The organism is Chryseobacterium sp. NFX27 (assembly GCF_049887855.1).
In the GTDB taxonomy this organism is placed as follows: Bacteria; Bacteroidota; Bacteroidia; order Flavobacteriales; family Weeksellaceae; genus Chryseobacterium.
The window spans coordinates 272,340-298,082 of sequence record NZ_JAGEKK010000003.1 but is presented as its reverse complement, the minus strand read 5'-3'; the positions used below and the strand labels follow the sequence as shown (position 1 = coordinate 298,082).

Below are 25,743 nucleotides of genomic sequence, written 5' to 3'. Positions count from 1 at the left end.
CAGAGTGATTAAATTTATCTGTTAATTAGATACTTTGTAGATATGGAAAGATCCAATACTTGTTCCCAAAAGTCCTGCTTCCAGAAAAGAAGATCCGGTAAGTCCAAATGAAATTTTGTCTCCCGCCTGGAACGTATACAGTGAATTGATAGTACTTTCAGAAATAGTTAAGCTTAAAAGAAGCGGAACTGTTAAGCCGCTGAATACGCGGTTGTCAATAAGGGTGCCGACACCGGCTCTGTTTCTGAAAATACCGATACCCGGAGTACCTGTAAGTATGGCTGCCTGAAGACCGGCACCGTAGCGGAAGCTAAATCCTACCTCGTAAACACCGGTAGACGGTATTGTATAGGTGTTGTCTGTATCAGAGAATAATGCTGCGGATCCTACTGTTCTTTCAGAAGCTAAAAAATTGACAGCTCTGAATCCGTCTGGAAAAAGCCCTAAACTGAGCAGGGTGATCCCGGTAGTTTTCTTTGCGGCATATACAGAGGTATTAGTACCGGCTGCGGTTGTGGCAGCATTAATAACGAGCTGAGGGTCTACTTTGGCAACTTGAAATGTTCCGTCGTTTACTACCATAATAGTATATCCGGGCAAAGCAGGTATTATTTGAGTGTCCCTCACTTTCAAAGTTCCATTCACATCCAATGTAGCGGTCGGGTTAGCTGTATTGATTCCGACTTGAGAAAATGCGGAAACTGCTGATAAGGCTAAAAGCAAGCTGTAGATTTTAGTTTTCATTAGTAAGTTTTTTAGTTAGTTTTCTTTATGACAAATGCAAAAATCATGCCTTGTGTTGCGATTTTTTTAATGATTTGTTTGTTATTATGTTGATATTTTAAACATTTGTTTATTTTTCGTTATGTATTGTTTCGTAATATGGTTATGGATTGATATTTTCTAAATTTAATCGAGACTAAAAATAGATATTTATTTCACTATGTCTCTTTGTTATGAATTAAATATTTTGCTTGTATCTCTTAATTGTCACGTTTTGTGGCACATTAAATACAATGGTGTCAGTGTTTTTCAAAAATAATAGTGAGAAAAACAGATAATAAACAAAAAACACTGCCATAAAAGCAGTGTCAGTTGAATGATATACGTGTTATTTTTAGCTTTCGAGAAGAAATTCTTTATAGTTGCCCAGAAAATCCACCTCTGCATTTATTGATTGTAGCTCCAAAAGAGCATTTCCGTGAAGTACTTCTTCCCACTTTCCAACTACATTAATAAAGAAAAAATAGTTGCCGAGACCCGTTTTCAGAGTTCGGGATTCAATTTTGCTGAGGTTCATCTTGCGCCATGCAAAAACAGACAGGACCTGGTGAAGTCCACCCGCATGATCTTCCGGAAGGTTGATCAGCATCCCGGATTTCTCTCCCAGTACCTCAAGGCTGGTATTGTGATAAGAAGGCTGCTGTTTGGTGATAACAATAAAACGGGTATGGTTCTGTTCAAAATCCTGAATATTCCGGTGAACAATTTTCAACCCGTACAGATTCGCGGCAAACTGATTGGCTACAGCCGCTATTTTCAACTCTTTATTTTCAGAAACATATTTAGCCGCTGCTGCTGTAGAAGAAAAATCCTGTCTCGTTATTTCTTTATGATGTGTATCCAGAAAATGAAAGCTCTGAGCCAGGGCCTGCGGATGAGAATATATTTTTTCTATTTCCTCCATACTGTTCTCGGGATGAATCATGAGATGGTGGGCAATAGGCATCACTCCTTCTGCTTCAATTTTGATGGAAGGCGTTTTATATAAATAATCCAGGGTCATAGAAACCGTTCCTTCAATAGAATTTTCCAAGGGAACAACAGCTTTATCGGCTTCTCCGTTATTAACAGCATTAAAGCAGTCCAGAATATTGGCCTGTGGTAAAAGTTCTTCTCCCGGAAAAAGCTGTGTGGCGGCAAGCTGTGTGAAACTTGCGTGAGGTCCCAAAAATGCGATCTTCATATGTTATATCAATGTATCTAGAAATTAATTGAAGTGCAAAGATGCAAATTAGTTTAAAAACAATCACCTTTCATGAGAGTTATCCTGATTCTTATTTGCAGCACGACATTTTAATACCTGTTATTTATTCCAGTTCTCCTCAATAAGCTTTATCAGAAAATCCGGGCACCTTATAATTTTGTTGGTTTTTGCATCCAGAAAGAAAAGAGTAGTGGATGCTTCAGTGATTTTTACCCCTTCCTCATTGAAAATTTCATACTCAAATTCAATTCTCACGCCTGGAATTTTTTTTACATAGGTATGAATTTCTAATTTTTGGTCATACAGCGCCGGGCGGATGTATTTAATTTTATAATCTGAAACAGGAAGCCAAATTCCTTGGTTTTCAATTTCATCGTATGACATTCCTATGCTTCGGAAGAGTTCCACTCTGCCGATTTCAAGATACTCTGCATAGTTGCCATAGTATACATATTTCATAGGGTCTGTTTCTCTGTAACGTACTCGTATTGAGTGAGTTGTATATATCATTTTTAGTCCTTATTTACACATACAAATATATTTTTAAATAATCAATACCTGCAATATTTTTTTTTGAAAAGAAAAAATTGGACCTTTGTCTTCCTTCTACAAAAAGTACTAACAAAGAATTAATCGGGGCATAAATATGGATGAAAATTTAATGATGATATGGCAGAAATGCATTCAGTTCATGCGTGATAATTTGAACGCAGCTGAAGACAATTCTGATCTTAAGAAGCTTGAAAAATCCTTCGACATGCTATTCGATAAGGTACAGCCACTTTCGTTGGTTGCCAATAACCTTACGCTTATAGTGCCGAGTGATTTTTACAAGGAATATATTGAGGATAATTACCTATCCCTGCTTTCTGCTGCCCTGAAGAAAAATCTTGGAAAAGGTGTGAAATTATGGTACTCTGTCATGGAAAACAGGCCTACCGGAGAGGAAAAGCCAGTGACTATGAATATGAAGGGGAAAAGTGTTCCTACTCCCAAAATGCAGGAAACAATGCCGCAGGGATTCTCTGCAAATATTGTAAACCCTTTTGTAGTTCCGGGAATAAGAAAAGTCAATATAGATTCGAACCTGAAGTCTGATTATTCTTTTGATAATTATATAGAAGGAGAAAGTAATAAATTTGCTGCGACAGTAGCAAGATCAATTGCTAAAAGACCGGGTGCAACTGCTTTCAATCCACTATTTCTTCACGGGGGTTACGGCGTTGGAAAGACCCATTTAGGACAGGCTGTAGGTCTGGAAGTAAAGAATCAGTTTCCGGATAAAGTAGTGCTTTATCTGTCTTCAGAAAAATTTATCCAGCAGTTTATTTCTGCTGCGAAAGCCCATAAGCAGACTGAGTTTGCAAACTTCTACCAGATGGTTGATGTTTTGATTATTGACGATATTCAGTTCCTGTCCGGTAAATCTGCCACACAGGATAGTTTCTTCCATATCTTTGATCATCTTCACCAGAACGGAAAGCAGATCATCCTTACCTCAGATAAGGCACCTGCAGATATCATGGATATTCAGGAAAGAATTGTTTCCCGTTTCAAATGGGGACTTTCTGCCGAGATCAAATCACCGGATCTTTCTACAAGAAGACAGATCATCGTAGATAAACTGAGCAGAGACGGAATTGTTCTTCCGGGTGATATGCTGGATTTCCTTGCTGCTGAAGCTAAGACGAATGTAAGAGAGCTTATCGGAGTTATTAACTCTGTGATCGCTTATTCTACCGTTTACAAAACAGACTTAAGTCTTGAATTACTGAAAGACACCATCAATAAGATTGCTGCCAACCAGAAAAAAGTAATCAATATTCCTTATATTCAGGAAGTGGTATGTGATTATTTCGGAATCAAAAAAGAACAGCTTCTTTCTAAAACAAGAAAAAGAGAAATAGCACTTCCAAGGCAATTGGCGATGTATTTTTCAAAAGAGCTGACTAATGCTACCTTTACAAAGATAGGCGAAGAAATGGGAGGAAAAGACCATTCAACAGTTATGTATGCCTGTGATACCATTAAAGATGTATCTAAAATTGATAAAGAAGTAAAAAAATACGTAAAAGATCTTGCTGAAAGAATCAAAAAATAGAATAATTTAATCTGAATAAATTGAAATGGAGAATAGTTTTATTCTTCATTTTTTATTTAGTTTTGCTGCCGGAAGTTATGATTTCACCTCTTTAATTGTCTTATGTATAAATCATTTAATCTTTCAATTAATAAATGATATGAAAATATTGATGGTATGTCTCGGGAATATCTGCAGAAGTCCTTTAGCAGAAGGTATTATGAAGACAAAGGTCCCGGAAAGTTTTTTTGTAGACTCAGCAGGAACAATCTCTCTGCACGAAGGGGAAACTCCTGATAAACGAGCGGTAAAAACTGCGGCAAACCATCATATTGATATTTCAGAACAAAGGTCCAGACCTATAACTAAGAGTGATTTTGAAACCTTTGACAAGATCTACTGTATGGACATTGATGTATATGAAGATGTGGTTTCAAAAGCACAGAACGAGGAACAGCGCCGGAAAATAGCACTATTTATGTCTGCATTGGGAGACCATAAAAATGCCGAGGTCCCTGATCCATACTGGGGAGATATGAAGGATTTTGAGGCCGTTTACCAACTGTTGGACAAAGGCTGTGACGCTATTAAAAACCAAATTCTATCGTAATATGAAAACATTGATTCTCGCACTTTTCCTAAGCTTTAATTTTTCTTTTGCCCAAACCCAGGATGAAACTGAAATCCGGAAAGTAATGGAAGAATTTATGCAGTGTATCAAAACCAGAGATGAAGCTAAATTTGTATCTTTATTTCAGGATCCAGTGCTTTGGACCGGAATTTATAAGGACAGAACCCAGGCCAAACGTCTGGAAAAAAATCCGAAAGCAGAATACTATTTTACAGATGATTATAAAGCCTTTATCAGAGGCTTCAAAGATGATAAATCTGAAGAAAAATTCGACAATATTAAAATCATAGAAGACGGAGCTGTAGCTTCTGCCAATTTTGACTACAGTTTCTGGTATGACGGGAAAATGGAAAATTGGGGTAAAGAAATCTGGACTCTGATGAAAATCCACGGAAAATGGAAAATTACTTCAGTTACTTTTTCTATGGATCTTACAGAATATTTCCCTCAGCCTTCACTAAAAGAAAGAACTAAAAAACAATAAAATGCTTTTTTTACTCCCAGCCTATTTATCGGAAAATACTTCTATCACTCACTTTTCACCCGTTCTGAAAGATTATATCATGCAGACGGACTATTTTTTTGTAGAAAATGAAAAAACAGCCAGAAAGGTTATTAAATTTTTTGCTCCCGAAAAAAAACAGTCTGACCTGAAGCTGTTTCTGCTTGACAAATACACGGAAAATGCTGATATTAAAGAAGCTCAGCACCTGATGCTTCAGGGACAGGATTTCGGACTTCTTTCGGAAGCCGGTCTTCCATGTATTGCAGATCCGGGAAACCTGATCGTGAAATGGTGTCATGAAAAAAATATAAGAGTGACTCCGGTTTCAGGACCTTCATCTATCATTTTAGCGTTAATTTCCAGTGGATTCAATGGCCAGGAATTTACATTTCACGGTTACCTTCCGATAGATAAAGGAGAAAAGAAAAAGCAGATCCAGCGCCTGGAAAGTTTGGTGCAGCAGACAGGATATTCCCAGATCTTTATGGAAACTCCTTACAGAAATAATCCACTTTTTGAAGATCTGACCAAATTTCTATCGCCAAATACAAAGCTCTGTATCGCGGCTAATATCAACGATCCCGAACATGAATTTATCCAGACAAAAACAATCACCGACTGGAAAAAAGCAAAGCCGGAACTCCATAAAATTCCTGCTGTATTTGTATTGGGAAAATAACTTCTCACACTGTCATTGCGAATCGAAGATAAAGCAATCTCTATGGTAATTTGTCTATCATTTTTTCTCGCAGATTTAGCAGATCAAGCAGATCTTTTTGTAAGTATTAAATCTGCGTAATGAGCTAAATCTGCGAGAGATTATTGGCATCATAGAATATTATAGATTATTAACGACTCTTTTTACCCCATCTAAAATGTTGGTAGTATTAAAGTTAACCAACAATCCCAATCTCTTATTGGAAAGCTTCAGATAAGTAGCCAGTTGTTTAAAATGAATATCCTCCAGGTTTTTTACGGACTTGAGTTCCAGAATGACTTTATCTTCAACCAGAATATCAATTCTAAAGCTGAAGTCGAATTGTTTGCCATCATACACTATTGGAATCGCTAATTCAGATTGTACATCAAGCCCATTCTCCTGTAATTCATAGATAAGGATTTTATGATAAACAGTTTCCAAAAGGCCTGGTCCCAGCTTATTGTATACATTAAAGATACATTTTCTTACGATATAAGAAATTTCATTTTCATTCATTTGAGTTGTGTTTTAATCTTTACTAATTTAAATATTTTTCTCACAGATTACACTCATTATAATTTCAACAAAAAAGATCTGCTTGATCTGCAAAATCTGCGAGATATATAAAATAAACTCAGAGATGTTTATCATCTTATCCCATAAATAACATTTAACAGCCCTTAACATCCTCTTTGCACTATTCTTGATCTGTACAGCTTATAACACCAAAAAAATAAATTATGTCAGACAAGAAATTAGCGGGGCTTTGGATGGATACGGAAAAAGCAATTGTTGTAAAGAATCACGATGCCCAGAATGCATTCAAGTTTTTCCTGTGCAGTCCTGTAAAAGCAGAAATACAGCATGGGAACTCCAGTGAAAACGCAGGAAATAATGCAGAACGTACGAACAGGGTAAAATTCTTTAAAGAAATAGAACATCTCCTGACCAATTCCCAGGAAGTCTACATTACAGGCCCGGGAACCATTCAGGAAGAGCTTAAGAACTATCTCCATGAGACAGCCCAATTTAAAAACCTTAAGATAACATTAGATACGGCACAGAAAATGTCAGAAGAACAGGTACTGGAAACCGTTAAAGATTTTTACAATGCCTAATTATTGAAATGCAGTAAAAATCCGGATGTCAGCGATGATATCCGGATTTTTAATATAGGTAAAACGCTATTCTGTTATTTTGTTGTTCTTCCTGACTTCCATTTTCTCCATAAGAAGATCATAATTGGAATAAGAAGCAGGAACGGCCATAAAGAAATAATTCCCAAAAGAAAACTCATAAAGCTGTTCCATCCTTCAGTAACAGAATCTGCAAAACGGCTTCCAAAACCAATTTTAGAGGTTGCAGAACTCCTCACTTTTTCTTTATATAAACTCAGATTGAGTGTGCTGTAATTTACACGGTCATCAATGAATCGGAGCCTGCCTTCTGCTACATCAATTTCGTCTTCCAACTCACGGATGGTCTCCTGAATTTCGATCATATCTTTTGTCGTAGATGCACTTTTAAGCATATCGCGGTATTTCTCGAGATAGATCTTTTTATTGGCCAGTTTGATAGAAACATCAGTATATTCTTCTGTTACATCATCTGATGAGATATTTTTAGACAAAACAGAACCTACACCGTCAGAAAAAGAATTCACCAGAGCATCGAAATTTTTATGAGGCACGCGGATGATAAGATCCAGATTGTCGTCTAAGTCAGTGTTTTGAAACTGTTCAGTTTGAATATAAGCATTATTTTTTTTCAGAATATCTGATACCTGGTTCTGAGCTTTTTTAATATCTCCCACCTGGATTGTCATATTCCCGTTTTTAATGATCTTTTTGGAGATCGTATCTGTTTTCTTTGTTGATACATTAGGCTGTGAAGACTGGTCTTCGTCCGGAAGTAATTTTTGGGAAATTTCTTTTGGTGATGTAGGGGCCTTCATCTCATATGAAGTGACAGTAACCGCTTTATCAGCAGATACTGACGGAGAAGATTCCTGTTCAGATTTCTTACATCCTGTCATCAAAAGGAGTATACATAAAGGTAGAAATAATTTTTTCATGAATATTTTTTAGTGAATATTATCAAAAATTGTGCTTACATATTTATTTTATTTAAGATTTATATTCTTTTATCGAAAAATTTAGGATTTAGATATTTTGGTGAGGTTTAAAAATGATTGGATATCTAAATTATTTTCTATTTTTATTGAATGAAAAAAAGTCTTTTAGCACTCACGTTTTTTCCTTTTTTGATCTATGCCCAGGAAGTTCCGAAACTTACCGATGAAATGGCAGCTAAATTATTGGAAAAGCCACTTCACTGCATCAACCAGGAATATCCTAACAAAACAGCGCATATTATCAATAACGCCGGCGAGGTTACTTTGACTCCAAAAGATCTCCACCCAAGTTTTTATGGCTGTTTCGACTGGCACAGTTCCGTTCACGGACACTGGATGCTTGTGAGATTGTTGAAAACGAAACCCAATCTGGAAAATGCAAAAGATATTGAAAAAATCCTTGATCATTCCTTAGGTAAAGAAAACCTGCAGACCGAAGCTGATTATTTTACTAAATATCAATTAACCACCACATTTGAAAGAACCTATGGCTGGGCATGGCTGCTGAAACTTGATGAGGAGCTGACCACCTGGAATCATCCCAAAGCTAAGATCTGGCATGAAAATTTAAAACCTCTCACAGATCAGATTTTAAAATCATGGAAAACCTATCTTCCCAAACAAACCTATCCGAACAGAACGGGAGTTCATCCGAATACAGCATTTGGTCTGGCTTTCGCAATCGATTGGGCTAAAGCAAATAAGGATCAGGAATTCGAAAATCAGCTTAAAGAAAAAGCAAAATATTTTTACGCGAAAGATCAGAAAACTCCTGCCTATCTGGAGCCTGACGGATCAGACTTCTTTTCACCAAGCCTCGAAATTGCAGACCTGATGAGAAGAGTCCTGCCTCAGAAAGAATTTGTCCTCTGGCTGAATAACTTCTATGAAAAAAGAAGCTTAGAGAATATTGAAAAAATTCCGGTAGTAAGTGATTTGAGCGATTACCAGACCGTTCATCTTGTTGGGCTCTCTTTCTCTAAAGCCTGGTGTATGAAAGGGATATCAAAGGCTCTACCAGACGGGCATCCAATGAAAAAAGATTTTAAGAAAACGGCAGATGTGTTTTTAGCGAACGGTCTTCCTTTATTATTCCAGGGGAATTATGGCGGAGATCACTGGCTGGCAAGCTTTGCGGTGTATTCGCTGGAAGACTAAATATTGTAAACACAGAATATATTGGTACATTTGTTTTATGTCAGCCTTAGAAAAATTCGGTGTTGAAATTTTTACCCAGCACAATATTTTCGAGAGAATTTCTGCGGATAAACCTTTCCGTCCGGAAAATCCTGCTTTTATTTTTATTAAATCAGGTACTATAAAGCTCCGTCAGCATTTCAGCGATCTGGAGCTTTCTGCCAATATGTTTATGGTAACCGATCCGCAGACGATCTATGAAATGGTTTCCGTAAGCGGGGATTTCCAATCCAGGATGGTTTCTTATAAAAGAGATTTTATTTCTGCACTTTCACTGAAATTCAACAGACTGATCACATATCGCTATTTCCGCCAGCAGATGAATAAAGGCGTGCCTTTTCCTGAAAACGAAATGGAAGTGGTTTGGAAAAGTGTCAATTTCCTTAAATATATTCTGGATTCAGATACGGAAATGCTCTATAAGAAAGAAATAGTGGAACATCTTTTCTCTGTTTTCTGTTATCAGATGGCCGGGATTATTTCTAAAGAGGATAACAATTCTATGAACCAGATGTCCAGACAGGAAGAAATTGTCTTTGTATTTTTGACGGACCTGGCAGAACATCATCTGACAGAAAGAAGCGTGGAATTTTATGCCGAACGGCAATCGATTACAACCAGACATCTTTCTGCTGTTGTAAAATCCATTACAGGAAAGTCTGCCAGCCAGATCATTGCTTTAATTGTGATGAATGAAGCAAAAGTGCTTTTGAATTCCTCCAATAAACCCGTTTCAGAGGTTTCTTCAATCCTTGGTTTCAGTGATCAATATGCATTTTCTCACTTTTTTAAAAAGCATCTTGAAATAAGCCCCAGACAGTACAGGCATCAGTTTGAAAGCTAAAATCTTACATTTGAACATCTTTTTCCAAAATTCAAACATTTGATTGAATTTGTTGTCACCGTAACTTTGCCTTCGTAAAACAAGGTAAAATGACAAAGAACATAAAAACAGCACTATCGCTAGTGGTAGCATTATTTCCTGCGCTGTTTTTTTCTCAACAGATCAAACAGATGACCGCAGGTGAGGCGGCCGATATGGCTGTTAAGAATCATCAGCAACTAAAAGTGGCTGCGCAGAATATTGACATTGCAAAACAAAATACAAATGTTGCCAAGCTTCAAAAGCTTCCTAATATTACAGCTTCTACAAGCCAGTTCTATCTAGGTGATGCAGTAGCGATTGATAAAGATTTTTCAAGCTCAACCAACATTCCGATGCCTCATTACGGAAGTTCGTATGCTGTACAGGCAACACAACTCATTTTTAAGGGAGGTTTGGTGAATAAATCCATTGAAATGGCCGGTCTTCGGGAGCAGCTTTCTGAACTGGATCTTGAAAAAAACAAGCTTGATGTAAAATTTCTGGTAATCTCCAATTATCTGGACGTCTATAAAATGTTCAATCAGGAAACCGTCTTTCAGAATAACAAAAAACTGGCTCAGGAACGTCTGAAAAATATTCAGAAATTCTATCAGCAGGGAATGGTAACCCGAAATGAAGTGATCCGTGCAGAACTGGCGATCAAAAATCTGGATCAGGGAATTCTGACGTTGACGAATAATAAAAAGATTCTTAATTACAATTTAAATATTGCCTTAGGACTTCCTTCAGAAACAGAGATTGTTCCTGTTGAAAGTTTAACGGACAAGGAATCCGGAATCGGTATGGATTACTATATGGATCTTGCCCATGAAAGCAATCCTCAGCTGAAATCGGCCAAGAAAAATATAGATGTAGCCGATAAAAATATTGAGATTATTAAAACAGACCAGCTGCCGACCCTTTCCGGATTCGGAGGCTATACTTTACAACGTCCGGTTACGACAAGAAATCCTGTTTTGGATATGTATTCAGGAGGATGGCAGGCGGGTGTTTCACTGAGCTACAATATTGATAATTTATATAAAACCAAAGAGAGAGTAAAACTTGGTGAACTGCAGAAAACACAGGCAGGAGATGCCGTGACTCTGGTTCAGCAGAATGTAGATATGGCAGTTAATGCAGCCTATGTAAAATACCAGGAATCTATTCAGCAGGCTGATATTCTGAATGATGCAAAAAGACTGGCGGAAGAAAACTACAAGATCACGGAAGCTAAATATTTAAACCAATTGGCGGTGCAGGCTGAAATGATTGATGCACAAAACCAGAAACTTCAGTCGGAACTGGATTATGCCAATGCAGAGATCAATGTACTGTATCAATATTATAACCTGCTGAAGGCTGCAGGAACACTTTAATTTTAAAACTGAAAATCAAGATAATGGAAAACAAGGAACAAACCACTCAAAATACTCAGGCCGCTCCGGCACAGTCAGGAGCAGCACTTAAAAAGAAACAGAATAAAAAAAATAAGATCAGAGCCATCATTTCCAATACGGTTGTATTTCTGGTGATTGGATTCGGACTTTTCTGGCTGGTGCGCGAATATTTCCACATTGGAGATAAGACTTATACGGAAGCTGCGCAGGTGGAAGAATTCATTAACCCAATCAATACAAGGGTTTCGGCTTATATCAAAGACATAAAATTCATAGAGCATCAAAAGGTTAAAAAAGGGGATACATTAGTTATTCTGGATAAAAATGAATTATTAACCCAATTGGGACAGGCAGAAGCGGCGTATCAGAATGCACTCGCCCAGAGATCGGCAACAAGTTCATCTGTAAACACAGTTTCCAATAACGTAAGTGTTATGGAATCCAATATCGCCGGTGCCAAAGCCAGATTATGGAATGCTGAGCAGAATTTAAACCGGTATAAAAACCTTCTTATTGCAGAAGCAGTGACCAGACAGCAGTACGATCAGATCAAAACGGAATATGATGCCCAGAAAGCGGCGTATGAAACCTTAGTCAATCAGAAACAGTCTGCCAACCTTTCCACGACTGAAGTTAAAAGCAAATTGGGAATTAATGATGCCGAGATCAAAAGAACAAAATCTGCGCTGGATATGGCAAAAATCAACCTTTCCTATACTGTGATCACAGCTCCTTATGATGGGATCATGGGACGAAGAACGATCTCTGAAGGACAATTAATACAGCCGGGCCAACAGGTAGCTACGATTGTTCTGAACGGTCAGAAATGGGTAACCGCTAATTTCCTGGAAAGCCAGATGCCCAATATCAGGATCGGTGAAAAGATGACTATGACCGCTGATGCTTTGGGAGGAAAGAAATTTGAAGGAGTTGTCACTGCTATTTCAGCGGCAACAGGTTCAAGATACTCAAGCGTTCCTACAGATAATTCTACAGGTAATTTTATCAAAGTACAGCAGAGAATTCCGGTAAGAATAGAATTCAGCACGTCCAATAAAAAAGAAGACCTGGAAAAACTGAGCGCGGGAATGAACATGAATGTGAATATTAATTAGGATTGAAAGATTGAAAGATTGAAAAATTTAATGATTTTGAAAGATTTTGGAAGGAAAGCCAGAAGCCGGAAGAGGAAGGTTGATGCAGACTGATCATAATTTCCGGCCCCTTCCTTATCTTTTTAATTGTTTCAAATGCAGAAGCATGATGATAAAGATAAACTTCCATCTCCCATCTTCATACTTCCATCCTCTAACTTCTAACCTCTAATATCTAACTTCTAAATTCATGTACAACAAAGGATTATATAACGACTGGGTACCCAAACCCGTACAATTGCTGCTCATTGTACTGCTATTGGCAGTGGTGATGCCTCTTGGCGGGGTATATACCGGAAACATCAGCTATCTCGTGAACGGTACCGGGGCGATGACAGAATATTTTATGTGGGCGAATTACGCCACCACGATAGGAATGGGTGCGTGTATGCCGGTCGTTCTCAGAATGAAGATGCGATTCAAGGTGAGGGATAAAATGACCGTATTGCTTGTACTTCTGGGAATGCTGAGCTATATCAACGGAACTACCATGCAGCCAATGATTTTTGTATTTACGGCTTTATTTATCGGGTTTTTGAAGATGATGGTGACGATAGAGCTGTTTCTTCCGTTAATGATGATGATCGGAAACAGGGGAATGTTCTACGGGCTGTTTTATACCTTTGTTTTGGTGATGAATCAGGTGGCGGCTTATTATGCAGTGGTAGTTTCCATTCATTATAACTGGCAGCATTTCTACATCATTGCAGCGGTGTTGTGTTTTATTCTAGCCCTGATTCACTGGATCTTTATGCATGATAAATATTTTGCTTTGAAGGTTCCGTTACATTATATCGACTGGATGAGCATCATGCTGTTTGTTTCAACATTTATGTTTTCGGCGTATGTATTTTCCTTTGGGAAACAGCAGGACTGGTGGAACTCCAAAAATATTATAAAGGCAAGTATTGCGGCTTTTGTAAGCTTTGCTTTGCTGGTTGTTCGCCAGTTTACTTTAAAAAGACCTTATTTATCATTCAAAATATTCAAGAAAAATAATGTACAGCATGGCTTGTTTATGTTGTTGTGGTTGGGAATGTTCCTGGGAACAACATCTCTTCAGAATACTTTTGCAGTAGGAGTGCTGGGATATGATCAGCAAACCAACGCAGGACTGAGTATGCTTATGATTCCGGGCATTATCCTGGCGGGTGTGATTGCCGTATTTTGGTTTAAAAAAGAAATACCATTGAAAATGTACATCTTCTCGGGGTTTTCGGCGATGATGGGTTATGCATTGATTATGTACTTTTCGATGGTTTTAGAATTCAATTATGAAAACTGGTACCTACCGATGTTTTTAAAAGGATATGGAATGTGCTCCCTGTTTATTTCAGTATGGTTCTATACTCTGGATAAACTTGAAATGGATGATATGCTGGCTGCAATCGGGCTGGTTTTAGTATGGAGAACATTTCTTGCAGTAGGATTATTTTCAGCATTATATTCATGGTTTCAGTATCGTTTTCAGATGACAGCAGTAGGAGATCTTGCCGTATATATCGACGGAATGACGGTTACCCCTCAGACTTTGGCTGCCAATATGAAGACGCTTCAGCTCAATGCAGTTATTATATCCGGTAAAAAGATCTTCGGATATATTATTTTGGTGGGTTTTGGAGTATTACTGTACGTTATGACACATCATTTCGGAAGAGAAAGATTCCAGTATCTAAGATTCATCAGAGTATTAGGCGGAAAATCGGTCATTGCGAGGAGAAGACTCCGTGAACGGAAACAGTTGTTAGAAGAAATAAAAGACGCAGCCGGGCCTGCAGTTTAAAGATACCTTGTTTTTCACGAGTAAGATCCTTGGCTTTACGAAGTCCGGGATCTTACGTTTTTATGAGTGAAAATAAAACGTTCTTTTTTTTGTAAAAATATGAAAAATTTCATATTCTGTTGTTTTTATTTAGAAACAATAAAAATTATATTTGAAGGTTATAAAAACTGAGTAGAAAAGAATGAAAAAGCAGTATGCATTCATAGGTCTTTTGGCGTCGGGAATCATATTCTCCCAAACGGCAAACGATTCTATAGCCTCTAAAGGTATTGATGATGTAGTGATCGTAGCATCCAGAAAACCAACAAAGATTTCCGATATTCCAGGAACAGTCTGGGTAGTTCAGAAAGAAAAAATCCAGGAGCAGGCAAAAAGCGGCGTTCCCATTAAAGAAATGCTTTCTATCCTGATCCCGAGTATGGATATCGGCCCGCAGGGAAGAACCAATTACGGACAGAATATGAGAGGACGTTCAGCATTGGTCATGATAGATGGAGTTTCACTGAACAGTATCCGTGCCATCAGCCGCCAGCTGGACGCAATTGATCCTTTTAATATTGAAAGAATTGAAGTTCTTTCCGGAGCCAGTTCGGTTTATGGAGGAAACGCTACCGGCGGGATCATTAATATCATCACTAAAACACCTTCCAAAAACGGAATTGGCGGAGAAACTGAACTTGGAGTAAGAACCGGATTCATGGGAAAAGATGACCACGATTTCCGGGCGGCTCAGGCTATTGCAGCAAAAGGAGAGAAGTTTTTCGGAAGATTGGGGGTTGCTTACCAGCAGAATGGTGGAGTTTATGGGGCCGATGAAAATCAGGTATTAACAGATATTACACAAACTGACCTTCAGTACAACCAGTCTATTGATGTACTGGCAACAGGAGGATATAAATTTAATAATAAGCATAAAATCACTGCATCCCTTCAGTATTATAATTCGAAGTTTAACGGAGACAGAAGTCTTTATTTAGGACAGAATCTAAGTGCGTTTACGACAAAAAACGCCGGACTTCTGGAAATGCGTGACGGTTTCTCATCCGATAAAAATATTGGGACCGAGCGCTTTATGGGAACGGTTGCCTATAACGGAAACAATATTTTAGGGGGTCAGGATCTGTATGTACAGTTGGCTGCCAGAGGAGAGAAGCTTGGGTTTTATCCTTTTCCCGGGAATGTTAGCCTGCACAGCGTAAGCACGGCTTATATGTCTTCTTCCCAGCAGGATACATATTATTCCGGTGTGAAGGCATTATTGTCAAAATCATGGAGAAGCCTGAATGTTACTTATGGAGTAGATATTGATCTTGAAAAATTTGAAGGAACACAGTCGGTCTACGATATTGCAAAGACAATGTCGAGCGGCGGTTTGGTAAACGAAACCAAATACAGTCTGGGAAGATATCCTACCAATCACTCTCAAAGTTATGCAGGATATGTTCAGGCTAAATATGACATTGTACCTAAACTTCAGATCAATGGAGGAATCCGTTATCAGAATATCAATGTAAAAGTGGATGATTTCGTAGGTTCAGTGCAGCAGACCCAAATTGCAATGGGGTATGGAAGTTCTGCTTCTGCGATTCCGGGCGGAGAAAGTTCATATAATGTAACATTGGCAAATGCCGGTTTACTGTATAAATTTAATGACCAGCATCAGGCCTGGGGAACATTCTCTCAGGGAGTGAGCTTAGCCGATCCTTCGAAATATTACGGGATTGGAGTTTATAATTTAGCCGGAACCCACTGGGACGTTACGTCAAGCATTAATGTTAAAGAACAGCCATTACAGGCCATTAAAACTAACCAGTTTGAAGTGGGGTACCGTATCAATAAAGGAGGATTAAGAGGTCAGATTGCTGGTTTCTTAAGCAATTCGGATAAAACAGTTACAGTTGACAAGAAGACTTTCCAGATCCTTGTCAATGATCTTAAGCTAAGAAATATGGGAATTGAGGCTGAGGTTTCCTACTCAATGAACAATGGGGTTTACTTCGGAGCAAGCGGACTTTTAATTAGGTCTGAAGTTGATAACAACGGCGAATGGAAGAAGCAGGAGATTTACAATGCTTCTCCTTCAAAATTGGTAACCTACATTGGGTATAACTTTAAAAGCTGGTCTTTCAGGTTCCAGTCGTTGCAGAATTTCAAGCTGACAGATGATCTTAAAAATGAGATTGATGGGTATAATACTTCCGATTTAATGGTCGGATACCGTTTCAACTGGGGTAAATTCAATCTAGGGATTCAGAATATTTTCAACACAGATTATCAGACTATATGGAGCAAGCGTTCCCAGGTCTTATATTCTACTTATGGACTTCCTGAGCTGTTCAGCTACAAGGGAAGAGGAAGAACATTTAATTTGTCTTATACATTTGATTTTTAGAAATTTAAATCAAGCAGCTTAGTCTTGATTTTGATTTCAATATGATATACCATATCCGGCTTTCATCATTACGGAAGCCGGATTTTAACATTAAAGATTAGGTTATGGCTAAAATTTCAACAGGCCGCATTGTTGCGGAAATGGTGAGAAAAGAATATATCACAGATCATTACATCAGAGTGTATCTGTATTCTCCCGAAGCTCATTTGTTCAAAAATACCACCATCGGTGATAATAATAAGATCGCAGTACCTCCTACAGGTTTGGATGAAGTTCATTTTCCAACCCTGGATGAAAACCGCCAGTGGGTGTATCCACCGAAAGAAGTGGCTCCTGCTATAAGAACCTACACTCACAAAGGGATTGATCTTGAAAAAAATGAGCTGATTATTGATTTTGTGGACCATGGCGATGGCGGTCCTGCCTCAAAATGGGCAAGAGAATCTGAACCTGGTTCCAAGCTGGGAATCATGATGAGAACCGAAGCTAAAGAAATGTATCCGGATGCTGAATGGTATCTGTTCGCGGGTGATTCTACTGCAATTCCTGTTCTGAGTGCTATGCTGGAAACACTGCCTGAAACAGCAAAAGGTATCTGTATCATTGAAGTTCCGGGAAAAGAAGATGTGCAGATCCTTGAGACCAGGGCTGACATCGAATTTAAATGGCTTTATAATTCCACACCGTATATCAGCAGTGAAATGGCAGATGTTGTAAAAAATATTAGCATTCCTGAGACTTCTAAATTCGGGTATGTGGCAGCAGAATTTTCAAGTGTAAAAGAGATCCGCAACTACCTTAGAAAAGAAAAAGGCTGGACATCACAGGAGCTCAATGCCTATTCCTATTGGAAAGCAGGTGTTGCAGAAAACGAATCAGAGAAAGACAGACATAAGGAGAAGGATTCGATGGGATAGGTGATAGGTTTTAGGTAGCGAGGATTAGGGATTTTCACAATTTTAAATTATGGTCTTTGATTTTGCACGGGATAGATGACAATGGTGAATTTTGCTTTGCAAGTGAATGATGGATAAGAAGCAAGACATCAGATTTCAGATATCAGACCGTGAATTCATTAACTTAATTATTATAGACCAGTAACCAGCAGCTACAAAATCAGCAAACCAAGCTCACCTCCCAACTCATTTACTCTCAAACCCAGCAACTCTCCAACTCTCTCGCCTCAGACAAACTTGCAATCCGGAACCGAAACCCTTATCTTTGCACTTTAAAGACAGCAATGAAAGACTTAATGGGTAAGGCAGTCTGGGATTATTTTCACAACGAAAATCCTGAGAATCTGCAGACAGAAACATCAATATCGGAACTGGATGAGCTCCCGGTAGCCTATCTTTTCAGAGACTTTGAAGAGATGAACGGTATTGAGCAGAAAGCACTGGAACTGGCTCAGGGAAAAGTACTGGACATAGGTGCCGGTGCCGGTTCTCATGCCTTATATCTTCAGAATGAAAGAAATCTTAATGTGCTGGCACTGGATATTTCGCCAAAATCTACTGAAGTCTGTAATCTGAGGGGAATTAAAACAGCAGTATGTGAAAATATGCTGGATTTTTCCGGGGAAACTTTTGATACGGTTTTGCTTCTGATGAATGGAACAGGTATTTTTGAAAGTCTTGAAAAAATAGATACATATCTTCAGAAACTCCATACTTTAATCAATGATAACGGGCAGATCCTGATCGACAGTACGGATATTCTCTATATGTTTGACCGTGATGAAGATGGGGGAGTTTATATTCCGGCAGGCGGCTATTATGGTGAACTGGATTACGTGGTTCATTATAAAGGAGAATCGGAAGATCCTATTAAATGGCTTTACCTTGATTTTACAACATTGAAAAATGCCGCAGAAAACAATGGCTTTATCATAGAAAAAATATTGCAGGATGAAGACTCTTATCTGGCGAGGCTGACTAAAAAGTAAAGTTTCCTAGTCACTGCGAGCATAGCGAAGCAATCTCTTAATACTCTTAATAACTAAACCTTTCCTTAACGGTTTCTGTTTTTAAATCATTAAGATTAAAATTAAGTTTTAAGATTAGTAAGTTTAAGCTTTATTTAAGAGATTGCTTCGCTATGCTCGCAATGACCATAAACAAAATAAAAAAGACACACGATTTTCGTGTGTCTTTGCTTTTATCTGAAATATTAGGTTTACCCTATCTCAATACCGTTTTCTACATTAGTGTCATCCGGTGTCACAAAAGACAGTTTTCCGTCCGGTTTTGTCGTTAATAAAAACATTCCCTGAGATTCAATTCCTCTGATCTTTCTCGGAGCAAGATTGAGTAAGATCATTACCTGTTTTCCGATCAGTTCTTCCGGTGTGAAGCTTTCCGCAACTCCAGAAACTACAGTTCTGATATCAACCCCTGTATCTACTTTAAACTTTAATAATTTATCAGCTTTTTCCACTTTTTCAGCTTCTAAAATGGTAGCTGTTCTAAGATCTATTTTAGCAAAATCATCAAAAGAAATCTCTTCTTTCATAGGGTTGGCATTAGGGTTTGTTTTTTTATTGTTTTGTTTGGTCTGTTCCAGTTTTTCAATCTGAGCTTCAATTACACTGTCTTCAATTTTAGAGAAAAGAAGAGAAGCTTCATTGATTTTATGACCAGTTTCTATTAAAACTGATTGAGTTTCAACATCACTCCAGTTTACCAGCCCGGCATTGAAAATTGTTAATAATTTCTCAGAACTGAAAGGCATGAACGGCTCGCATAACTGAGCTAGTGCAACAGCAAGCTGAGCTCCTACAAATAAGGACTGTGCTGCTTTTTCAGGACTATCCTTGATGGTTTTCCAAGGTTCTTCAGTCTGAAGGTACTGGTTTCCGAAACGGGCAAGATTCATTAATGCAGTTAGTGCATTTCTGAATTCATAATTGTCTAAGAATCCTGAAATTTCTTTAGCCGCCTTGTTGATCTCTTTCAGTTCAGGGCTGTTTACATCTCCCTGAGGAATTACTCCATCATAATATTTATGAATAAGAACAGCAACTCTATTAATAAAGTTCCCAAAAATTCCTACCAGCTCAGAATTATTTTTAGTCTGGAAATCTTTCCATGTAAAATTATTATCTTTTGTTTCCGGCGCAGATGAAAGAAGTGCATATCTCAGAACATCCTGCTGTCCAGGAAACTCTTCTACATATTCATGTGCCCATACCGCCCAGTTTCTGGACGTTGAGATCTTATCGTTCTCAAGGTTTAAGAATTCAAAGGCAGGAACGTTTTTCGGCATGATATAATCACCGTGAGCCTTCATCATCGCAGGGAAAATAATACAGTGGAATACAATATTGTCCTTCCCGATAAAATGAACCAAGTCACTGTTTTCACTCTGCCAGTAATCCTTCCAGTCTTTTCCGTTTCTTTCTGCCCATTCTTTTGTGAAGGAAATATATCCGATAGGAGCATCGAACCAAACATAAAGAACTTTCCCTTCTGCATTCGGAAGCGGTACCGGAACTCCCCAGTTCAGATCTCTTGTCATGGCACGGGGCTTTAAGCCATCATTCAACCATGATTTAACCTGTCCGTAGACGTTCGGTTTCCAGTCGTCTTTATGGCCTTCAATGATCCATTCATTAAGGAAATCTTCATATTCATTTAAAGGGAGATACCAGTTTTTGGTGTCTTTAAGAATCGGAACATTTCCGCTTAGCATCGATTTCGGATTAATCAGCTCTGAAGGGGATAGGGTAGAGCCGCACTTTTCGCACTGGTCTCCGTAAGCATTTTCATTGCCACAGTTTGGGCAGGTTCCTACAATATACCGGTCTGCCAGAAATTCTCCGGCCTGTTCATCAAAATACTGTTCGGAAACTTCTTCCGTGAACTTTCCTTTTTCATAAAGAACTTTAAAAAAATCCTGGCTCGTTTCGTAATGCTTTTTTGAAGTCGTTCTGGAATACTCATCGAATGAAATTCCCAGATCCGAAAAAGATTTTTTGATAATCTCGTGGTATTTATCCACGATATCCTGAGGTGTTACTCCTTCTTTTTTTGCTCTGATGGTAATAGGAATCCCATGCTCATCTGACCCGCAGATAAACGCCACATCTTTTCCTAATCTTCTCTGAAATCTTGCGTAGACATCCGCAGGAATATATACACCTGCCAAATGTCCTATATGAACCGGTCCGTTTGCATAAGGCAAAGCTGCCGTAATCATCTTTCTGTTTGACATTTATAGTAAAGTTTTAACGGCAAAGATAAGGATTATCTGCCTAAAAGCGCCTAAACTTCTGCTATAATAAGTTTTTTACTCTCCGCAAAGGATTTAATATTACATTTAGTTAAACAATTGTTTAACTAAATGTTAAAATACAACATATGTTATGTATTGCATATGTTAATGTAATGTTGTGAAAAACAGATATTTGATTTTTTAATAGACAAGCAATTTACATAAAATTATCCAAATTTTCAATAATATTATAATAATTCTAATTTTTTTATAAATTGCAAGGCTGGTTTGTACAGCCTTATTAAGAAACGAAACTAAAAAAACGATATTGTGAAAAATTTTACAACGGTATTAAAAATTGCGCCTGCTTTTTTACTGGCTAGCTCAATGATACATGCACAGACACAAGACACTATAACCAAGGAGAAAAAAATCGAGGAGGTTGTATTGATAGGGTATGGAAAACAGAAGAAATCTGATCTTACGGGATCCATTACTTCTGTCTCTGCCAAAGATTTCAACGGAGGTGCTACTTCTGCAGGACAGCTGATTCAAGGCAAAACACCTGGGGTACAGATCACAAATAACAGTGGGGCTCCGGGTTCAGGAACTAAAATAAGAATCAGGGGTACATCGTCTTTAAGTGGAGAAAACTCTCCATTGATTGTAATTGATGGGGTTCCTCAGGATTTTGTGGGAATGAACGGGGTTTCCGATCCTTTATCCCTCATCAACCCCAATGATATTGAAACATTTGATATTCTGAAAGATGCTTCTGCTACAGCTATTTATGGTAACAGAGCTTCCAACGGGGTTATTTTGATCACAACTAAGAAGGGAAGCTCAGGGAAATTTAAAGTGAATTTTTCAACAGTGGCATCAGTATCTACCAAAATGGGAAATGTGGATGTGCTTAATGCGCAGGAATTCAGAGATTTTGTGAATACCTATGGATCTGCCAATTACAAAGCCAAGCTTGGAACTTCTGATACCAACTGGCAGAACCAGATTTATCAGGCTGCATGGGGTACAGATAACAACTTAGCCCTTGCCGGGGGTATTAAAGGACTGCCTTACCGTTTATCATTAGGGTATAATGAACAGAATGGTATCGTAAAGTCGAACTCTTTCCGAAGAACTTCAATAGGCTTGAATTTAAATCCAAAATTCTTTGACAATCATTTATCAGTCAATGTGAATGCAAAAGGGACCTTTACGGATAACCGCTTCGTAGATGGCGGAGTAATCAAGGCGGCTACCTATTTTGATCCTACCCAACCTGTGTATTCAGGGAATTCCAATTACGGAGGATATTATGAATGGCTGGCTGCGGGATCTGCAACAGGATACAATGTGAACGCCAATACCAATCCACTTGGACTGATCTATGGGGTAAGAGATGTATCTTCCGTTACCAGAGGGTTGGGAAATATTCAGCTGGATTATAAATTTCACTTTCTTCCGGACCTGCATTTTAACGTAAACGCCGGTTATGATTATACGAAAAGTGAAGGACATAAGTATAAAGATGCTAATTACAGACCAGGTTTTGAAGACAAAGGAAGTTCTAATTTCTATTCAATGGAAAAGAACAACAAGCTTTTGGAAACCTATTTTAATTATGTGAAGACTATCAGTGCCATCAATACGGGTGTAGATATTACGGCAGGATATGCTTACCAGGATTTCCGTATGAATATTCCTGGAGCAGTTACTTTTAGAGGGAACGGAACTACGCTGGCGCCGGATCTGGATTTTAGAACCCAGTATACATTGGTTTCTTTTTATGGAAGAGCGATTTTTACTGTAGCAAATAAGTATATTATTTCAGGATCTGTTCGTCAGGACGGTTCTTCCAGATTCTTTAACAAAACGAGAGATAACGTATGGGGAGTCTTTCCGGGAGTTTCATTAGCATGGAAGCTTAACGAGGAAAGTTTCATCAAAAATATTTCAGCGATCAGTACATTGAAACTGAGAGCAGGCTGGGGGAAAACAGGACAGCAGGAACTTCCCGCTTTAAATGGTAATAAACCTAATAACTATCCGGCTTTTGCAGCATATAATCCAAGTTATCCTGGAGCTGGCTATCAGTTTGGAAATGAATTCTATTTTATGTTCAGACCTGCCAATTATAATCCGAATCTTACCTGGGAAACTACGACTACAAAGAATATAGGATTAGATTATGGTTTTGCTAAAAACAGAATTACAGGATCCATTGATCTTTTCAGAAAAGACACCAAAGACCTTTTAGTATATGCAGATGAAGCTGCAGGAGGTTTAAGCAACGCCAGCTGGCAGAATGTAGGGGATATGAAGAATCAGGGAATTGAAGGAAGCATTACGGTAATCCCTGTTAAAAACGAAAAAACAACATGGGAAATGAGTTTTAATGCAACTCATTACAAACCGGTAGTGACCAAGCTTAAAGATAGGGCTGATGAATCTTTCAACATGGAAGTTGGAGGCATTGAAGGAGGTTCAGGAAACAAAATCCAGGCTCACGCCGTAGGATATGCTCCCAATTCATTTTGGGTATATCAGCAGGTATATGATAGTAACGGAAAACCTGTGGACGGCGCATTTGTAGACCGAAACGGGGACGGTACTATCACACCAAAAGATATGTATTACTACAAATCCACCACTCCGGATGCTATTTTAGGATTCTCAACAAAAGTATCTCATAAAAACTGGGATTTTTCCCTGAGTGCAAGAGCGGTTTTAGGAAACTATGTGTATAACAATATGGCTTCCAACAGCTCAATACAGTCTACATCCACCAATGAATACCTTCAGAATGTATTCTCCTCGGCACCGGAATATAAATTTACTGTACCTCAGTATAAATCAGATATTTATGTGGAGAATGCATCGTTCTTAAGATTGGATAATATTAATGTGGGCTATAATTTCGGAGAAGTTTTCTCTAAGGGAAGCAACCTGAAAATCTATGGGATGGCTCAGAATGTTTTTGTAGTGACCAAATATACAGGAGTAGATCCTGAAGTTTTTGGGAACATAGACAACGGATATTATCAGATGCCTAGAATATATTCATTAGGCTTTAATTTTCAATTTTAAATAATAATTACGATGAAACTAAATACAATCAAACTTAAAAATATAGTACTGCCTCTTTCTGCTGCATTTTTGCTGACTACAGCATCATGTATCAGTGATTTGGAAAGGGAACCTATCACAGATGTTACTTCAGCAAGTATCTATAAAGATTTTTCCAATTATAAAAACATTTTAGCAAAACTTTATGGAGGCCTTGCCATGGGAGGACAGATCAGTGGAGACGGTGATCAACCTGATAGTGATATCAATGGTATCAACGGAGGATTCTCCCAGTACACCAGATTACTGTACAATCTGAATGTGGTTACCACTGACGAAGCTGTAATCGGGTGGAATGACGGAAACCTTCATACCCTGCACAAAATGACCTGGGATTCTTCCAACGAATTCATTGCAGCCATGTACTACAGGATCTATACAGAAATTGCTTTCTGTAATGAGTTCCTGAGAAATGTAACGGATGAAAAGCTTGCAGAAAATAATATCACAGGAGACAATCTTGCCCAGGCGAAACTCATGAGAGCAGAAGCCCGTTTCCTGAGAGCACAGTCTTATACGCATGCCATAGATATGTTTGGAAATGTTCCTTTTGTAGATGAAACCTATCTTCCGGGATCGGTAAATCCGCCACAGAGAATAGACAGAAAATCATTATTTAATTTTATTGAGTCCGAATTGGTTGCTGTAGCAGCAGAACTGAAAGACCCTAAAACCAATGAGTACGGAAGAGCGGATAAAGCCGCTGTATGGTCATTATTGGCAAAATTATATTTAAATGCAGAAGTATATACAGGAACACAGAGAAATACAGATTGTATCACCTACTGTAATAAAGTCATTGCAGCAGGTTACTCTTTAAAGCCGAAATACGATGAGCTGTTCCTTGCAGATAATAATCTTAACAACCCGGAGCAGATTTTCAGTGTCAATTTTGACGGAATCAATACGCAAACCAATGGTGGAACCACTTTCCTTGTGCATGCTGCGATCGGGGGTGATATGAAAGCAGTGGAATTCGGAGTTAACGGCGGATGGAGCGGTTTAAGAACCACGAAAGCATTTGTAGGACTATTCCCGGCCAATGGAAGTGATAAAAGAGGAAGATTCTTTACCGCTGGACAAAACCTGGAAATTAATGACTTAGGTTCTTTTACCGATGGTTATGCATTTATCAAGTATAAAAATATAAAAAGCAATGGAGCAGCAGGAGCCCACAACAACTGGGTAGAAGCTGATATTCCTTTATACCGTCTGGCAGATATTTATCTGATGTACGCTGAAGCAGTCCTTAGAGGCGGTGGCGGAGGAAGCCAGGCAACTGCAGTTGGGTACGTAAACCAGTTAAGAGAACGTGCTTACGGAAATACAAGTGGAAACGTAACTTCAATCAATCTGAACTTTATTTTGGATGAAAGAGCAAGAGAACTCTCATGGGAAACGACCAGAAGATCAGATCTTGTGCGTTTTAACAGATATACGACAGCAGATTATCTATGGCCTTGGAAAGGAAATGTGAAAGATGGAAAAGCAGTGGAAAGCTATAGAAACCTTTTCCCTATTCCAAATAAAGATATTATAGCTAATCCAAATTTAATTCAGAATCCTGGATATTAATA

The 25,743-nt window shown here is 38.4% G+C and carries 21 protein-coding genes; 15 read left to right on the top strand and 6 right to left on the bottom strand.

The window, feature by feature from the left end; all coding sequences use genetic code 11:
* Positions 1-21 precede the first annotated feature (21 nt).
* The 3 genes from J4Q03_RS05535 to J4Q03_RS05525 all read right to left on the bottom strand — a co-directional run bounded on the left by J4Q03_RS05535 (position 22) and on the right by J4Q03_RS05525 (position 2,497).
* A complete protein-coding gene (locus tag J4Q03_RS05535) occupies positions 22-744 on the bottom strand; it encodes a hypothetical protein (RefSeq protein ID WP_426047211.1) in 723 nt (240 codons plus the stop codon).
* 373 nt (positions 745-1,117) lie between these two features.
* Positions 1,118-1,966, bottom strand: coding sequence for a prephenate dehydratase (gene pheA, locus J4Q03_RS05530; protein ID WP_426047210.1), 849 nt, complete (start codon positions 1,964-1,966; stop codon positions 1,118-1,120).
* Between the two features lie 120 nt (positions 1,967-2,086).
* A complete protein-coding gene (locus J4Q03_RS05525; RefSeq protein ID WP_426047209.1) occupies positions 2,087-2,497 on the bottom strand; it encodes an acyl-CoA thioesterase in 411 nt (136 codons plus the stop codon).
* 136 nt (positions 2,498-2,633) lie between these two features.
* Here J4Q03_RS05525 and dnaA point away from each other — a divergent pair, with 136 nt between their 5' ends.
* From dnaA to J4Q03_RS05505, 4 genes are all read left to right on the top strand, one after another.
* Positions 2,634-4,088 (top strand): chromosomal replication initiator protein DnaA, encoded by a 1,455-nt coding sequence (gene dnaA / locus J4Q03_RS05520; protein WP_426047208.1) that lies wholly within the window; start codon positions 2,634-2,636, stop codon positions 4,086-4,088.
* A 139-nt stretch (positions 4,089-4,227) separates the two neighbouring features.
* Positions 4,228-4,677, top strand: coding sequence for a low molecular weight protein-tyrosine-phosphatase (locus J4Q03_RS05515; RefSeq protein WP_426047207.1), 450 nt, complete (start codon positions 4,228-4,230; stop codon positions 4,675-4,677).
* A 1-nt stretch (position 4,678) separates the two neighbouring features.
* A complete protein-coding gene (locus tag J4Q03_RS05510) occupies positions 4,679-5,182 on the top strand; it encodes a DUF4440 domain-containing protein (RefSeq protein WP_426047206.1) in 504 nt (167 codons plus the stop codon).
* A gap of 1 nt (position 5,183) precedes the next feature.
* Positions 5,184-5,882, top strand: coding sequence for an SAM-dependent methyltransferase (locus J4Q03_RS05505; RefSeq protein ID WP_426047205.1), 699 nt, complete (start codon positions 5,184-5,186; stop codon positions 5,880-5,882).
* Between the two features lie 159 nt (positions 5,883-6,041).
* Here J4Q03_RS05505 and J4Q03_RS05500 read toward each other — a convergent pair whose 3' ends face one another.
* The gene (locus J4Q03_RS05500) at positions 6,042-6,419 is read right to left on the bottom strand and encodes a GxxExxY protein (RefSeq protein ID WP_426047204.1); all 378 of its coding nucleotides are present in this window, start codon (positions 6,417-6,419) and stop codon (positions 6,042-6,044) included.
* A 224-nt stretch (positions 6,420-6,643) separates the two neighbouring features.
* Between J4Q03_RS05500 and J4Q03_RS05495 the strand changes: the two genes are divergently transcribed.
* Positions 6,644-7,021, top strand: a complete 378-nt coding sequence (locus J4Q03_RS05495; protein ID WP_426047203.1) for a hypothetical protein — start codon at positions 6,644-6,646, stop codon at positions 7,019-7,021.
* 74 nt (positions 7,022-7,095) lie between these two features.
* Here the strand turns inward: J4Q03_RS05495 and J4Q03_RS05490 are convergent, their stop codons facing one another.
* The gene (locus J4Q03_RS05490) at positions 7,096-7,977 is read right to left on the bottom strand and encodes a DUF4349 domain-containing protein (protein WP_426047202.1); all 882 of its coding nucleotides are present in this window, start codon (positions 7,975-7,977) and stop codon (positions 7,096-7,098) included.
* Between the two features lie 150 nt (positions 7,978-8,127).
* Between J4Q03_RS05490 and J4Q03_RS05485 the strand changes: the two genes are divergently transcribed.
* The 8 genes from J4Q03_RS05485 to J4Q03_RS05450 all read left to right on the top strand — a co-directional run bounded on the left by J4Q03_RS05485 (position 8,128) and on the right by J4Q03_RS05450 (position 18,773).
* A complete protein-coding gene (locus tag J4Q03_RS05485) occupies positions 8,128-9,195 on the top strand; it encodes a DUF2891 domain-containing protein (protein ID WP_426047201.1) in 1,068 nt (355 codons plus the stop codon).
* Between the two features lie 37 nt (positions 9,196-9,232).
* Positions 9,233-10,078, top strand: a complete 846-nt coding sequence (locus tag J4Q03_RS05480) for a helix-turn-helix domain-containing protein (RefSeq protein ID WP_426047200.1) — start codon at positions 9,233-9,235, stop codon at positions 10,076-10,078.
* A gap of 89 nt (positions 10,079-10,167) precedes the next feature.
* Complete coding sequence (locus J4Q03_RS05475) at positions 10,168-11,478, top strand: TolC family protein (protein ID WP_426047199.1); 1,311 nt, start codon at positions 10,168-10,170, stop codon at positions 11,476-11,478.
* 23 nt (positions 11,479-11,501) lie between these two features.
* The gene (locus J4Q03_RS05470) at positions 11,502-12,614 is read left to right on the top strand and encodes an HlyD family secretion protein (protein WP_426047198.1); all 1,113 of its coding nucleotides are present in this window, start codon (positions 11,502-11,504) and stop codon (positions 12,612-12,614) included.
* 229 nt (positions 12,615-12,843) lie between these two features.
* On the top strand, positions 12,844-14,436 hold the full coding sequence (locus tag J4Q03_RS05465; RefSeq protein ID WP_426047197.1) for an MFS transporter: 1,593 nt from the start codon (positions 12,844-12,846) through the stop codon (positions 14,434-14,436).
* Positions 14,437-14,617: 181 nt separating this feature from the next.
* Positions 14,618-16,828 (top strand): TonB-dependent receptor, encoded by a 2,211-nt coding sequence (locus J4Q03_RS05460; RefSeq protein WP_426047196.1) that lies wholly within the window; start codon positions 14,618-14,620, stop codon positions 16,826-16,828.
* A 104-nt stretch (positions 16,829-16,932) separates the two neighbouring features.
* On the top strand, positions 16,933-17,745 hold the full coding sequence (locus J4Q03_RS05455; protein WP_426047195.1) for a siderophore-interacting protein: 813 nt from the start codon (positions 16,933-16,935) through the stop codon (positions 17,743-17,745).
* Positions 17,746-18,068: 323 nt separating this feature from the next.
* Positions 18,069-18,773 (top strand): class I SAM-dependent methyltransferase, encoded by a 705-nt coding sequence (locus tag J4Q03_RS05450; RefSeq protein ID WP_426047194.1) that lies wholly within the window; start codon positions 18,069-18,071, stop codon positions 18,771-18,773.
* A 230-nt stretch (positions 18,774-19,003) separates the two neighbouring features.
* Here J4Q03_RS05450 and metG read toward each other — a convergent pair whose 3' ends face one another.
* Positions 19,004-21,040: a methionine--tRNA ligase gene (gene metG, locus J4Q03_RS05445; RefSeq protein ID WP_426047193.1), complete on the bottom strand. Its 2,037-nt coding sequence runs from the start codon at positions 21,038-21,040 to the stop codon at positions 19,004-19,006.
* Positions 21,041-21,370: 330 nt separating this feature from the next.
* Between metG and J4Q03_RS05440 the strand changes: the two genes are divergently transcribed.
* Positions 21,371-24,127 carry a SusC/RagA family TonB-linked outer membrane protein gene (locus J4Q03_RS05440; protein ID WP_426047192.1) on the top strand — a complete coding sequence of 919 codons (2,757 nt, stop codon included), beginning with the start codon at positions 21,371-21,373 and terminating at the stop codon, positions 24,125-24,127.
* 12 nt (positions 24,128-24,139) lie between these two features.
* On the top strand, positions 24,140-25,741 hold the full coding sequence (locus tag J4Q03_RS05435; RefSeq protein ID WP_426047191.1) for a RagB/SusD family nutrient uptake outer membrane protein: 1,602 nt from the start codon (positions 24,140-24,142) through the stop codon (positions 25,739-25,741).
* The last annotated feature ends 2 nt before the right edge of the window (positions 25,742-25,743 follow it).

Coding starts and splice junctions, on each gene's coding strand:
- pheA (WP_426047210.1), bottom strand. CDS start 1,966: ATGAAGATCGCATTTTTGGGACCTCACGCAAGTTTCACACAGCTTGCC.
- J4Q03_RS05535 (WP_426047211.1), bottom strand. CDS start 744: ATGAAAACTAAAATCTACAGCTTGCTTTTAGCCTTATCAGCAGTTTCC.
- dnaA (WP_426047208.1), top strand. CDS start 2,634: ATGGATGAAAATTTAATGATGATATGGCAGAAATGCATTCAGTTCATG.
- J4Q03_RS05450 (WP_426047194.1), top strand. CDS start 18,069: ATGAAAGACTTAATGGGTAAGGCAGTCTGGGATTATTTTCACAACGAA.
- J4Q03_RS05465 (WP_426047197.1), top strand. CDS start 12,844: ATGTACAACAAAGGATTATATAACGACTGGGTACCCAAACCCGTACAA.
- J4Q03_RS05485 (WP_426047201.1), top strand. CDS start 8,128: ATGAAAAAAAGTCTTTTAGCACTCACGTTTTTTCCTTTTTTGATCTAT.
- J4Q03_RS05490 (WP_426047202.1), bottom strand. CDS start 7,977: ATGAAAAAATTATTTCTACCTTTATGTATACTCCTTTTGATGACAGGA.
- J4Q03_RS05470 (WP_426047198.1), top strand. CDS start 11,502: ATGGAAAACAAGGAACAAACCACTCAAAATACTCAGGCCGCTCCGGCA.
- J4Q03_RS05515 (WP_426047207.1), top strand. CDS start 4,228: ATGAAAATATTGATGGTATGTCTCGGGAATATCTGCAGAAGTCCTTTA.
- metG (WP_426047193.1), bottom strand. CDS start 21,040: ATGTCAAACAGAAAGATGATTACGGCAGCTTTGCCTTATGCAAACGGA.
- J4Q03_RS05455 (WP_426047195.1), top strand. CDS start 16,933: ATGGCTAAAATTTCAACAGGCCGCATTGTTGCGGAAATGGTGAGAAAA.
- J4Q03_RS05500 (WP_426047204.1), bottom strand. CDS start 6,419: ATGAATGAAAATGAAATTTCTTATATCGTAAGAAAATGTATCTTTAAT.
- J4Q03_RS05525 (WP_426047209.1), bottom strand. CDS start 2,497: ATGATATATACAACTCACTCAATACGAGTACGTTACAGAGAAACAGAC.
- J4Q03_RS05510 (WP_426047206.1), top strand. CDS start 4,679: ATGAAAACATTGATTCTCGCACTTTTCCTAAGCTTTAATTTTTCTTTT.
- J4Q03_RS05480 (WP_426047200.1), top strand. CDS start 9,233: ATGTCAGCCTTAGAAAAATTCGGTGTTGAAATTTTTACCCAGCACAAT.
- J4Q03_RS05435 (WP_426047191.1), top strand. CDS start 24,140: ATGAAACTAAATACAATCAAACTTAAAAATATAGTACTGCCTCTTTCT.
- J4Q03_RS05460 (WP_426047196.1), top strand. CDS start 14,618: ATGAAAAAGCAGTATGCATTCATAGGTCTTTTGGCGTCGGGAATCATA.
- J4Q03_RS05505 (WP_426047205.1), top strand. CDS start 5,184: ATGCTTTTTTTACTCCCAGCCTATTTATCGGAAAATACTTCTATCACT.
- J4Q03_RS05475 (WP_426047199.1), top strand. CDS start 10,168: ATGACAAAGAACATAAAAACAGCACTATCGCTAGTGGTAGCATTATTT.
- J4Q03_RS05495 (WP_426047203.1), top strand. CDS start 6,644: ATGTCAGACAAGAAATTAGCGGGGCTTTGGATGGATACGGAAAAAGCA.